The sequence below is a fragment of the Pseudomonas sp. 5P_5.1_Bac1 genome, assembly GCF_025466015.1.
In the GTDB taxonomy this organism is placed as follows: domain Bacteria; phylum Pseudomonadota; class Gammaproteobacteria; order Pseudomonadales; family Pseudomonadaceae; genus Aquipseudomonas.
Genome location: NZ_JANLNX010000050.1, coordinates 21,522 through 33,547, shown reverse-complemented (window position 1 = coordinate 33,547; position 12,026 = coordinate 21,522). Strand labels below are relative to the sequence as shown.

14 protein-coding genes are annotated in these 12,026 nt (G+C 61.8%); 1 reads left to right on the top strand and 13 read right to left on the bottom strand.

Annotated elements, in window-relative coordinates; genetic code table 11:
- Positions 1–31 precede the first annotated feature (31 nt).
- The 7 genes from hscB to trmJ all read right to left on the bottom strand — a co-directional run bounded on the left by hscB (position 32) and on the right by trmJ (position 4,807).
- Complete coding sequence (gene hscB, locus NTD82_RS09895; RefSeq protein WP_095159538.1) at positions 32–553, bottom strand: co-chaperone HscB; 522 nt, start codon at positions 551–553, stop codon at positions 32–34.
- An 8-nt stretch (positions 554–561) separates the two neighbouring features.
- Entirely contained in the window at positions 562–885 is a 324-nt protein-coding gene (gene iscA / locus NTD82_RS09890) for an iron-sulfur cluster assembly protein IscA (RefSeq protein WP_095159537.1), read from the bottom strand.
- Between the two features lie 29 nt (positions 886–914).
- Positions 915–1,301: a Fe-S cluster assembly scaffold IscU gene (gene iscU, locus NTD82_RS09885; RefSeq protein WP_003248539.1), complete on the bottom strand. Its 387-nt coding sequence runs from the start codon at positions 1,299–1,301 to the stop codon at positions 915–917.
- Between the two features lie 46 nt (positions 1,302–1,347).
- Positions 1,348–2,562, bottom strand: a complete 1,215-nt coding sequence (locus NTD82_RS09880) for an IscS subfamily cysteine desulfurase (RefSeq protein ID WP_095159536.1) — start codon at positions 2,560–2,562, stop codon at positions 1,348–1,350.
- A 43-nt stretch (positions 2,563–2,605) separates the two neighbouring features.
- Positions 2,606–3,097: a Fe-S cluster assembly transcriptional regulator IscR gene (gene iscR / locus NTD82_RS09875; protein WP_095159535.1), complete on the bottom strand. Its 492-nt coding sequence runs from the start codon at positions 3,095–3,097 to the stop codon at positions 2,606–2,608.
- A gap of 166 nt (positions 3,098–3,263) precedes the next feature.
- Entirely contained in the window at positions 3,264–4,046 is a 783-nt protein-coding gene (cysE, locus tag NTD82_RS09870) for a serine O-acetyltransferase (RefSeq protein ID WP_095159534.1), read from the bottom strand.
- Entirely contained in the window at positions 4,046–4,807 is a 762-nt protein-coding gene (gene trmJ, locus NTD82_RS09865) for a tRNA (cytosine(32)/uridine(32)-2'-O)-methyltransferase TrmJ (RefSeq protein ID WP_095159533.1), read from the bottom strand. The genes cysE and trmJ overlap by 1 nt, the downstream gene beginning before the upstream one ends.
- 145 nt (positions 4,808–4,952) lie before the next feature.
- On the opposite strand from trmJ, the gene suhB reads away from it, so the two are divergent.
- On the top strand, positions 4,953–5,768 hold the full coding sequence (gene suhB, locus NTD82_RS09860) for an inositol-phosphate phosphatase (RefSeq protein WP_042120846.1): 816 nt from the start codon (positions 4,953–4,955) through the stop codon (positions 5,766–5,768).
- 67 nt (positions 5,769–5,835) lie between these two features.
- Here suhB and NTD82_RS09855 read toward each other — a convergent pair whose 3' ends face one another.
- The 6 genes from NTD82_RS09855 to queA all read right to left on the bottom strand — a co-directional run bounded on the left by NTD82_RS09855 (position 5,836) and on the right by queA (position 11,918).
- Positions 5,836–6,384 carry a glycine zipper 2TM domain-containing protein gene (locus tag NTD82_RS09855; protein ID WP_095159532.1) on the bottom strand — a complete coding sequence of 183 codons (549 nt, stop codon included), beginning with the start codon at positions 6,382–6,384 and terminating at the stop codon, positions 5,836–5,838.
- A gap of 119 nt (positions 6,385–6,503) precedes the next feature.
- A complete protein-coding gene (secF, locus tag NTD82_RS09850; RefSeq protein WP_262128640.1) occupies positions 6,504–7,415 on the bottom strand; it encodes a protein translocase subunit SecF in 912 nt (303 codons plus the stop codon).
- Between the two features lie 9 nt (positions 7,416–7,424).
- On the bottom strand, positions 7,425–9,290 hold the full coding sequence (secD, locus tag NTD82_RS09845) for a protein translocase subunit SecD (RefSeq protein WP_095159530.1): 1,866 nt from the start codon (positions 9,288–9,290) through the stop codon (positions 7,425–7,427).
- A gap of 62 nt (positions 9,291–9,352) precedes the next feature.
- Positions 9,353–9,691, bottom strand: a complete 339-nt coding sequence (yajC, locus tag NTD82_RS09840; RefSeq protein WP_095159529.1) for a preprotein translocase subunit YajC — start codon at positions 9,689–9,691, stop codon at positions 9,353–9,355.
- 47 nt (positions 9,692–9,738) lie between these two features.
- Positions 9,739–10,854 (bottom strand): tRNA guanosine(34) transglycosylase Tgt, encoded by a 1,116-nt coding sequence (gene tgt / locus NTD82_RS09835; protein WP_175651912.1) that lies wholly within the window; start codon positions 10,852–10,854, stop codon positions 9,739–9,741.
- A 14-nt stretch (positions 10,855–10,868) separates the two neighbouring features.
- A complete protein-coding gene (gene queA, locus NTD82_RS09830) occupies positions 10,869–11,918 on the bottom strand; it encodes a tRNA preQ1(34) S-adenosylmethionine ribosyltransferase-isomerase QueA (protein WP_262128639.1) in 1,050 nt (349 codons plus the stop codon).
- Positions 11,919–12,026 lie beyond the last annotated feature (108 nt).

The window sequence follows — 12,026 nt, the reverse complement described above, 5'->3', positions numbered from 1 at the left end:
TACCAGGGGTGTCGCCAGGGGCGGCACCGGGTTAATCGTCGAGGCGCTCTTCCAGCTGGCGCACTTCGTAGGCGAGCTTGTCGAGGAACTGCATGCGGCGCATCAGGCGTTCGGCCTGTTCACGCTGCGCGGCGTCGTTCCAGCAAGCGGCGAACTCCTCGTTGAGGGCTTCGGAGGCGGCTTTCAGGCGGCGCTTGAACGCGGCCACGCCATCGAGGTCGGCACTGTCCTGAAGGTCTTCGAGCTCTTCGCGCCACTGCATCTGCTGGAAGAGAAACTCGGGATCGTGGACGGTGACTTCCTGCGGCACTTCATGGCCGCCGAGCGCCAACAGGTAACGCGCCCGACGGGGCGCGCTCTTGAGGGTCTGATAGGCATCGTTGAGACCAGCGGACCGTTCCAGCGCCAGGCGCTGTTCGCGCTCGGACGCATCGGCGAACCGGTCTGGATGCACGGCACGGGCCAGCTCGCGGTAGCGGGCGGCCAATTGCTCGAGGTCCAGACGGAAGTCCGGCTGCAGTTCAAACAGGGCGAAATGACAAGGAGTACCCACGCGCAGCCTCAGACGTTGAAGCTTTCGCCGCAGCCACACTCACCGCGCACGTTGGGGTTGTTGAACTTGAAGCCTTCGTTCAACCCTTCCTTGACGAAGTCCAGCTCGGTACCGTCGAGGTACACCAGACTTTTCGGGTCGATGATCACTTTCACACCGTGACTTTCGAACACTTCGTCTTCGCCGTTCGGCTCGTCAACGAACTCCAGCACGTAGGCCAGACCGGAGCAGCCGGTAGTACGGACACCCAGGCGAACACCGTCACCCTTGCCGCGTCCTTCGAGGGAGCGCCGCACGTGGTTGGCGGCGGCTTCTGTCATGCTGATAGCCATCGAGACTCCTTAAACCTGCTGAAGGTGGTTCAGATCAGACCTTTCTTCTGCTTGTAGTCGCGAACGGCCGCCTTGATGGCGTCTTCGGCGAGTACCGAGCAGTGGATCTTGACCGGCGGCAGGGCCAGTTCTTCGGCCAGCTGCGTGTTCTTGATGGTCTCGGCTTCGTCCAGGGTCTTGCCCTTCATCCACTCTGTGGCGAGGGAGCTGGAAGCGATGGCCGAACCACAGCCGTAGGTCTTGAACTTGGCGTCTTCGATGACGCCCTGCTCGTTGACCTTGATCTGCAGGCGCATCACGTCGCCGCACGCCGGAGCGCCGACCATGCCGGTGCCAACATCCGGGTCTTCGGCATTCATCTTGCCGACGTTGCGCGGGTTTTCGTAGTGGTCGATGACCTTTTCACTGTATGCCATGGTGCAATTCCTTCCTCATCAGAGAGCCGCTCTTGCCGGCGACTACTTAGTGCGCAGCCCACTCGATCTTGGAGATGTCGACGCCGTCTTTGTACATATCCCACAGCGGCGACAATTCGCGCAGCTTGGTAACGGCCTCGCAGACCTTCTGCGCGGCGTAGTCGATTTCTTCTTCGGTGGTGAAGCGGCCGAAGGTGAAGCGGATCGAGCTGTGCGCCAGTTCGTCGTTGCGGCCCAGGGCGCGCAGGACATAGGACGGCTCGAGGGATGCCGAAGTGCATGCAGAACCGGACGATACGGCCAGGTCCTTGAGCGCCATGATCAGCGACTCGCCTTCGACGTAGTTGAAGCTCAGGTTCAGGTTGTGCGGAATGCGCGCGGTCAGGCTGCCGTTGACGTACAGCTCTTCCAGGCCTTCGACCTGCTTGAAGAAGCGGTCGCTCAGGGCCTTGATGCGCACGTTCTCGCTGGCCATCAGCTCTTTGGCGACGGCGAAGGCTTCGCCCATGCCGACGATCTGGTGGGTCGCCAGGGTGCCCGAACGCATGCCGCGTTCATGACCACCGCCGTGCATGGCAGCTTCCAGGCGAACCCGCGGCTTGCGGCTGACATACAGCGCGCCAATGCCTTTCGGGCCGTAGGTTTTGTGAGCGGAGAAGGACATCAGGTCGACTTTCAGCTTCTGCAGGTCGATCTCGACCTTGCCAGTGGACTGAGCCGCATCGACGTGGAACATCACACCGCGGGAGCGGGTCAGTTCACCGATGGCGGCGATGTCGTTGATGGTGCCGATCTCGTTGTTCACATGCATGATCGACACGAGGATGGTGTCGTCGCGCAGGGCCGCTTCGATCATGGCCGGAGTGATCAGGCCGTCGCTGCCAGGCTCGAGGTAGGTGACTTCGAAGCCTTCGCGCTCGAGTTGGCGAGTGCTGTCCAGGACCGCTTTGTGCTCGATCTTGGAGGTGATGATGTGCTTGCCCTTGGTGCTGTAGAAGTGCGCGACACCTTTCAACGCCAGGTTGTCGGACTCGGTGGCACCGCTGGTCCAGACGATTTCGCGTGGGTCGGCATTGACCAGGTCAGCGACCTGGCGGCGGGCGTTTTCGACCGACTCTTCAGCTTTCCAGCCGAAGACGTGGGAGCGCGACGCCGGGTTACCGAAGTTCCCGTCGACCAGCAGGCATTCGCTCATCTTCTGGGCGACACGTGGGTCGACCGGAGTGGTCGCGGAGTAATCGAGGTAGATCGGCAACTTCATTGAATCTCTCCTATCAGGCAGGCGCGTCGCTCGTTCGAAACGGTCATTCGACGGCGGACGTTTCAATCTTGTCCAGATGCGGGGCTCGGCCAGCAATGCGGCGAAGGTCCTGGCGCTGGGCCACTTCCTGGACCTCTCGGCGGGTCACTAGGTCGGCCAGGCTGATTCCGCTGAGGAATTCGTGGATTCGTGCACTGAGGTCGCACCACAGGTGGTGGGTCAGGCAGGTGTCACCGGCATGGCAATCGCCGAGACCTTGGCAACGGGTTGCGTCGACCGATTCATTGACCGCATCGATAACCTGGGCCACCTGGATGCTTTCCATGACTCGCGAGAGCTGATAGCCACCGCCTGGACCACGCACACTGGAAACCAGGTTGGCGCGGCGCAGTTTGGCGAACAACTGCTCCAGATAAGAGAGGGAAATGCCTTGGCGCTCAGAGATGTCGGCCAGGGACACCGGCCCATTTTGCGCGTGCAGTGCCAGGTCGAGCATGGCAGTCACGGCGTATCGGCCTTTAGTAGTCAGTCGCATGGCTATTTGATACCACGGGAGTTACAGGATGTGTGCGAGTATGCGATTCCCGAGCATTTAAGTCAACTATAAGACCTACTGCTTTAGTCGGGATTGCGCCTGAACGGCGGGCGCGATGATAGCAAGATCAGGGCGTGAGCACACGCCCCTTGTAACGAACGGCCTGTCAATGCGTCGGCGCGTCGCTGCGAACCTCGCCTTTGACGCAGGCGAAATCTTCTTCATGCAAGGCCGGAAGCTCCTTGGCGCAGTAGTCGCTGCCGAGGTTTTTCAGCGCACCGCACATGTCTTCCAAGCGCCCGTCCACCGCTTGCAGGTGATCGAGCAACTGACCAATGGCGCGGGCCACCGGGTCGGGCATGTCTTCGCTGACGCCGTAGGCATCAAAGCCGATCTTCTCGGCCATGGCCTTGCGCCGGGCTTCCTGCTCGACATCGGACTTGACGATGATCCGCCCCGGAATTCCCACCGCCGTGGCGCCGGCCGGCACGGCCTTGGTGACCACTGCGTTGGAGCCGATCTTGGCACCGGCACCCACCGTGAACGGACCGAGCACCTTGGCCCCGGCGCCGACCACCACGCCGTCTTCCAGGGTCGGATGGCGCTTGCCCTTGTTCCAGCTGGTGCCGCCGAGGGTCACGCCCTGGTACAAGGTGACATCGTCGCCGATCTCCGCGGTCTCACCGATCACGATGCCCATGCCATGGTCGATGAAGAAGCGCCGGCCAACCTTGGCACCCGGGTGGATCTCGATCCCGGTCATCCAGCGGCCGAAGTTCGACACCAGCCGGGCCAGCCACTTCCAGTCCTTCTTCCACAGACAATGCGCCGCGCGGTGCAGCCAGATCGCGTGCATGCCCGGATAGCAGGTCAGCACCTCAAAGGCATTGCGTGCCGCCGGGTCACGGTGGAATACGCTTTGGATATCTTCACGCAGACGCTCGAACATTATTGATCCTTCCGCTTGTGTGCATCGCCCCGGGCCGCTTTCTGGGTTTCGGTGAGGATGCCGCGCAAAATACTCATTTCCGAACGATTCACCGCGCTGCGCCCGAACAGGCGACGCAAACGCGGCATCAGGTGCTTGGGCCGGGACGGATCGAGGAAACCGATCTGCACCAGCGTGTCTTCCAGGTGCCCGTAGAACCGCTCCATTTCGTCCATGGTGGCCAGTTCTTCGACCGGCTCATCCTTTTCCGTTTTTTCAGGCTGCGACGCCTGCGCCAGCCAGGCCGTGCGGACCTCGTAGCTCAGCACCTGCACCGCCGCCGCCAGGTTCAGCGAGCTGAAATCCGGATTGGACGGGATGTGCACGTGGTAATGGCAGCGCTGCAGCTCTTCATTGGTCAGGCCGGCGTGCTCACGACCAAAGACCAGGGCGACCTGCTCGCCCTGCGCCGCTCGTCCGGTAACTTCGGTGCCGCACTCGCGCGGCTCGAGCATCGGCCAGGGCAGGCTGCGACTGCGCGCGCTGGTGCCGATCACCAGAGTGCAGCCGACCAGCGCGTCTTCAAGGGTGGAAACCACCTGGGCACCCGCCAGCACATCGTCGGCGCCGGAAGCGCGCGCGCTGGCCTCTGGAGACGGGAAATCCGCAGGACTCACCAGCACCAGCCGCGACAGGCCCATGTTCTTCATGGCACGCGCAGCGCCTCCGATATTGCCGGGGTGGCTGGTACAAACCAGAACGACACGTATATTTTCCAGCACGGCAGGCGCTCTCAGACACTAAAAAGAGGGGAGCAAATCTTACAGAAGCGACCGCCATTAAGCTACGTAAGCAAATGTTGCCCTTCTGCCCGGAAAGTTTTCTGATAGAATGTGCGGCTTTCTTTAACACTCAGGTGAAACGTCCATGCAGCCCATGCTGAATATCGCGCTGCGCGCCGCCCGCAGCGCCAGCGAACTGATTTTCCGCTCAATCGAGCGCCTGGATACCATCAAGGTTGATGAGAAGGACGCCAAGGATTACGTGTCCGAAGTTGATCGCGCCGCCGAGAAAGTCATCATCGACGCGCTGCGCAAAGCCTACCCGACCCACGCCATCCAAGGCGAAGAGACCGGCCTGCACGCCGGCAGCGGTGAAGGCGAAGACTACCTGTGGATCATCGATCCGCTGGATGGCACTACCAACTTCCTGCGTGGCGTTCCTCACTTTGCTGTCAGCATCGCCTGCAAATACCGCGGCCGCCTCGAGCACGCCGTCGTACTGGACCCGGTTCGCCAAGAAGAATTCACCGCTAGCCGTGGCCGTGGCGCCCAGCTGAACGGCCGTCGCCTGCGCGTCAGCTCGCGCACCAGCCTGGAAGGCGCCCTGCTCGGCACCGGCTTTCCGTTCCGCGACAACCAGATGGAATACCTGGACAACTACCTGGGCATGTTCCGCGCCCTGGTCGGCCAGACCGCCGGCATCCGCCGCGCCGGTTCCGCCAGCCTGGACCTGGCCTACGTTGCCGCTGGTCGTTTCGACGCCTTCTGGGAGTCGGGCCTGTCCGAATGGGACATGGCTGCGGGCGCGCTGCTGATCCAGGAAGCGGGCGGCCTGGTGAGCGACTTCACCGGTGGTCACGACTTCCTTGAGAAAGGCCACGTCGTTGCCGGCAACATCAAGTGCTTCAAGGCTGTGCTGACGGCTATCCAGCCGCACCTGCCGCCTTCGGTAAAGCGCTGAGTTTTTAGCCGGGCATGAAAAAAGCACCTTTCGAGGTGCTTTTTTTTGGTCGAATCTCAGGGCCTCATTACTGAGCCGGCTGCGCCTGCCCCAAAACCAGATTGCCCTGCTTATCCAGCGGAATCTGCGACCCAGGATCACGGTCCATGCGCACCTGACCGACCTTCTCGCCGACCGAATACTTCACGTCATAGCCAATCACCTTCTCGCTTACGTCATTGACCGTGTTGCAACGGGTCTGTGTCGTGGAGTAGGTGTCGTTGTTCTGCATGTTTTCCTGAACCTTGTTGCCGGCATAACCGCCGCCGACCGCACCGGCCACCGTGGCGATCTTCTTGCCGGTGCCGCCACCGATCTGATTGCCGAGCAGCCCACCCGCCACCGCACCGAGCACGGTACCGGCGATCTGGTGCTGATCCTGCACGGGCTTCTGCCGCGTAACGGTCACATCCTTACAGACTTCCCGTGGCGTCTTCACAGTCTGCTTGACCGGCTGCACACCCAGCACCTGGGCGTATTCCGGCCCGCTGTTGACCAGGCTGTAGGTCGCGACAGCACCTCCGGCAGTCACACCGACAGCACCCAGTACCGCACCCACCAGCATCGACTTATTCACGTGAACCTCCTGATTTACCTGCGGGTTTGACCCGCGCTTCTCCCAGCCTTGGAGCAAAAAAAAAGGCGCGAGTTCAATACTCGCGCCTTCCTCTTCCGCCTGAGGCGTAGGAAAAAGCCTTATGGACGCTCGTCCACACCTTCGGTTTTAACCGGAGGAATCAGGTCTTCGCTGTTCAGGTTCAGCCAGATCAGCACCACGTTGGCGATGTAGATCGACGAGTAGGTACCCGCCAGAACACCCACCAGCAGCGCCAGGGAGAAGCCGTACAGGTTGTCGCCGCCGAAGAACAGCAGCGCGGCGATGGCCAGCAAGGTCGACACCGAGGTCGCCACGGTACGCAGCAGGGTCTGGGTGGTCGAGATGTTGATGTTCTCGATCAGCGACGCCTTGCGCAGCACGCGGAAGTTCTCGCGAACCCGGTCGAACACGACGATGGTGTCGTTGAGCGAGTAACCGATGATCGCCAGTACCGCCGCCAGCACCGTCAGGTCGAAGGTGATCTGGAAGAACGACAGGATACCCATGGTCACGACCACGTCGTGGATCAGCGAAATGATCGCGCCGACCGCGAACTTCCACTGAAAGCGGAAGGCCAGGTAGATCATGATCCCGCCCAGCGCCAGGAGCATGCCGAGGCCGCCCTGGTCACGCAGTTCTTCGCCGACCTGCGGACCGACGAACTCGACGCGCTTGACGGTCGCCGGGTTGTCGCCGCCCGCCTTCTGCAGCGCCTCGGAAACGCGGTTGCCCAGCAGCGGATCATCGCCCGGCATACGCACCAGCAGGTCGGTGGTCGCACCGAAGCTCTGCACCACGGCGTCGTGGAAGCCGGACTTGACCAGCTCTTCGCGGACCTGGGTCAGATCAGCCGGACGCTCGTAGGTCAGCTCGATGAGCGTACCGCCGGTGAAGTCCAGGCCGAAGTTCAGCCCTTTGTGGAACCAGCTGAACAACGCCAGAACGGTAAGGAGCATGGTGACGGCGAACGCAACATTGCGCACGCCCATGAAGTTGATCGTACGTAGCATGGCAGCCCCTTAAATCCACAGCTTCTTGAAGTCACGCCCGCCATAGATCCCGTTGACGATCGCACGGGTAACCATGATGGCAGTGAACATCGAGGTGAAGATACCCAGCGACATGGTGACCGCGAAGCCCTTGACCGGGCCGGTGCCCATTGCGAAAAGGATGCCGCCGACCAGCAGGGTCGTGAGGTTGGCGTCGAGAATCGCCGTGTAGGCACGGTCGAAACCTTCGTTGATGGCGCGCTGCACGGACATCCCGTTGGCCAGCTCCTCGCGGATACGCGAGAAGATCAGCACGTTGGCGTCCACCGCCATACCCATGGTCAACACGATACCGGCGATACCCGGCAGGGTCAGGGTCGCGCCAAGCACCGACATCAGTGCCAGCAGCAGGACCATGTTGCCCGCCAGGGCGACAGTGGCGATCAGACCGAAGAAACGGTAGATGGCCATGATGAACAGCGAGACGAACAGCATGCCCCACAGCGACGCATCGATACCCTTGGTGATGTTGTCGGCACCCAGGCTCGGACCGATGGTGCGTTCTTCAGCGAAGTACATCGGCGCGGCCAGGCCACCGGCACGCAGCAGCAGGGCCAGCTCGGACGACTCACCCTGGCCGTTCAGGCCGGTGATGCGGAACTGACTGCCGAGCGGCGACTGGATGGTCGCCAGGCTGATGATCTTCTTCTCTTCCTTGAAGGTCTGGATCGCCACGTCTTTCTCGACGCCGTCGACCACCTGCTTCTCGTAGCGGGTCATCGGACGCTGCTCGATGAAGATCACCGCCATGCTGCGACCGACGTTGCTGCGGGTCGCGCGGCTCATCAGCTCGCCGCCATGGCCATCGAGACGGATGTTCACCTGCGGACGGCCGTGCTCGTCATAGCTGGCCTGGGCATCGGTAACCTGGTCACCGGTGATGATCAGACCACGCTCGACCGGCGCGGAACGACCGCCTTCACGGAACTCGAAGACCTCGGTCGTGGCTTTGGACGCACCAGGCTCGGCGCCCAGGCGGAATTCCAGGTTGGCGGTCTTGCCGAGAATACGCTTGGCTTCGGCGGTGTCCTGCACGCCCGGCAGCTCGACCACGATGCGGTTGGCACCCTGGCGCTGAACCAGCGGCTCGGCGACGCCCAGTTCGTTGACGCGGTTACGTACCGTAGTCAGGTTCTGCTTGATCGAGTATTCACGGATTTCCGTGACCTTCGCCGGCGTGATCGCCAGGCGCAGCACGAACAGGTCGTTACGCTCGTTGGTGGTCAGGTCGAAATCGTTGAAATTCTTGCGGATCAGGCTGCGAGCCTGTTCGCGGGAGGCATCGTCGGAGAAGCCCAACTGGATGCCACCATCCTGTTGCGGCAGGCTGCGGTAGCGCACACGCTCCTTGCGCAGCAGGCTCTTCACTTCACCTTCGTAGACTTTCAGGCGCGCTTGCATGGCCTTTTCCATGTCCACTTCGAGAAGGAAGTGCACACCACCGGAAAGGTCCAGGCCCAGCTTCATCGGATGAGCACCGACGCTGCGCAGCCATTTTGGCGTGGTCGGGGCCAAGTTCAGAGCCACCACGTAATCATCGCCCAGTGCCTTGCGCACGACATCCTTGGCGGGAAGTTGGTCTTCCTGTTTGGTCAGACGCAGCAGTGCGCCACGGCCACTTTCACCCAAACTTGCGCCCTTGACCGCGATCCCGGCATCGACCAGCGCCTTGCTGACACGGTCCAGATCGGCCTGATTGACCTGCAGCGCAGTGCTGGCGCCGCTGACCTGGATAGCCGGATCGTCAGGGTAGAGATTGGGAGCGGAATAAATAAAACCGATCACCAGTACCACCAGGATCAGTGCGCATTTCCATAGAGGAGTTTTGTTCAGCATCACGCCGCCCGTTCAAGACGCGGGGCGCCTTGCGCGCCCCGTCGATTGGTAAAAAACTTAACTTAGATCGCTTTGAGCGTACCCTTCGGCAGGGTGGCCGCTACAGCGCCTTTCTGGAACTTCAGTTCAACCGTGTCGGAGACTTCCAGAACGATGAAGTCATCGCTGACTTTGACGATCTTGCCGGCGATACCGCCGTTGGTGACAACTTCATCACCCTTTTGCAGATTGCCCAGCAGGTTCTTCTGCTCTTTTGCACGTTTGGCCTGTGGACGCCAGATCATCAGATAGAAGATGACCAGGAAACCCACCAGGAAAATCCATTCGAAACCGGTACCGGCCGGGCCGGCGACAGCAGGGGCTGCGGCGTCCGCGTAAGCGGCAGGAATCAGAAAGCTCATGAGGCACTCCAAGTTGCAAAATTGTATTTGTCAGGATCGACGGAACATCAGTCCAAGGGCGGCACAGGCAGCCCGCGCTTGGCGTAAAAGGCATCGACAAAGGCGGCCAATGTACCTTGTTGAATAGCCTCGCGCAAACCAGCCATCAGGCGCTGGTAATGACGCAAGTTATGGATCGTATTCAACATGCTGCCCAACATTTCGCCGCATTTATCCAAGTGATGCAGATAAGCGCGGGAGAAGTTCTGGCAGGTATAGCAATCGCAGGTCGGGTCCAGCGGCGAATCATCATGACGATGGAACGCGTTGCGGATTTTCAGGACGCCGGTATCGATGAACAGATGACCATTTCGCGCATTGCGAGTGGGCATCACGCAATCGAACATGTCGACACCGCGGCGCACACCCTCAACAAGATCTTCCGGCTTGCCAACCCCCATAAGGTAACGAGGTTTGTCAGCGGGCATCAGGCCCGGCAGATAGTCCAGCACCTTGATCATTTCGTGCTTCGGCTCGCCCACCGACAGGCCGCCGATGGCCAGGCCGTCGAAGCCGATCTTGTCCAGGCCTTCCAGCGAGCGCATGCGCAGGTTCTGGTGCATGCCGCCCTGGACGATGCCGAACAGCGCCGCGGTGTTGTCGCCGTGGGCGTTCTTCGAGCGCTGGGCCCAGCGCAGCGACAGCTCCATCGACACCCGCGCCACGTCTTCGTCGGCCGGGTACGGCGTGCATTCGTCGAAAATCATCACCACGTCCGAGCCCAGGTCGCGCTGGACCTGCATCGACTCTTCCGGGCCCATGAACACCTTGGAGCCGTCCACCGGCGAGGCGAAGGTCACGCCCTCCTCCTTGATCTTGCGCATCGCGCCCAGGCTGAACACCTGGAAACCACCGGAGTCGGTGAGGATCGGGCCTTTCCACTGCATGAAGTCGTGCAGGTCGCCGTGGGCCTTGATCACCTCGGTGCCCGGGCGCAGCCACAGGTGGAAGGTGTTGCCGAGGATCATCTCGGCGCCGATGGCCTCGATGTCCCGCGGCAGCATGCCCTTGACCGTGCCATAGGTGCCCACCGGCATGAACGCCGGGGTTTCCACTGTGCCACGGGGGAAAGTCAGGCGGCCGCGACGGGCCTTGCCGTCGGTGGCCAGCAACTCGAAGGACATACGACAGGTGCGACTCATGCTTGATCCTCGGGCCCGCGTGGCGCCGGATTGCGGGTGATGAACATGGCATCACCGTAACTGAAGAAGCGGTAGCCGTTTTCCACCGCCGCCGCGTAGGCCGCCATGGTTTCCGGGTAACCGGCGAAGGCCGAAACCAGCATCAGCAGCGTGGACTCGGGCAAATGGAAGTTGGTGACCAGGGCATCGACCACGTGGAACGGCCGGCCCGGGAAGATAAAGATATCGGTGTCGCCACTGAACGGCTTGAGCACACCATCGCGCGCCGCGCTTTCCAGCGACCGCACGCTGGTGGTGCCAACCGCCACCACCCGACCACCGCGCGCGCGGCAGGCGGTCACGGCATCGACCACATCCTGGCCGACTTCCAGCCACTCTTTATGCATGTGGTGGTCTTCGATGCGCTCGACCCGCACCGGCTGGAAGGTGCCAGCGCCGACGTGCAGGGTGACGAAGGCCGTGTCGATGCCCTTCTCGGCGATTTTCGCCAGCAACTCCTCATCGAAATGCAGGCCCGCAGTCGGCGCGGCCACCGCACCGGCGCGTTCGGCGTAGACCGTCTGATAGCGCTCACGGTCGGCGCCCTCGTCGGGGCGGTCTATATAAGGAGGCAACGGCATGTGCCCGACCCGGTCGAGCAGCGGCAGCACCTCCTCGGCGAAACGCAGTTCGAACAGCGTATCGTGGCGCGCCACCATCTCGGCTTCGCCGCCGCCGTCCACCAGAATCCGCGTGCCCGGCTTGGGCGACTTGCTCGACCGCACGTGGGCCAGCACGCGGTGGCTGTCCAGCACCCGCTCCACCAGAATCTCCAGCTTGCCGCCGGACGCCTTCTGCCCGAACAGCCGCGCCGGGATCACCCGAGTGTTGTTGAACACCATCAGGTCGCCGGGGCGCAAATAATCGAGCAGATCGGTGAACTGCTTGTGCGCCAGCGCGCCGCTCGGCCCATCGAGGACCAGCAGCCGGCTACCGCGCCGTTCGGCCAAGGGATGGCGGGCGATCAGGGAATCGGGGAGTTCGAAGGAAAAATCGGCAACGCGCATGGCAGTGGGGGTACGGGATCGACAGGGCCGGGAAGTTTAGCCGAAAGCGGAAAAATTGACCATGAAACGTGATTGACCAACGGTAGGCCCATCTCTATACTTCGCCGC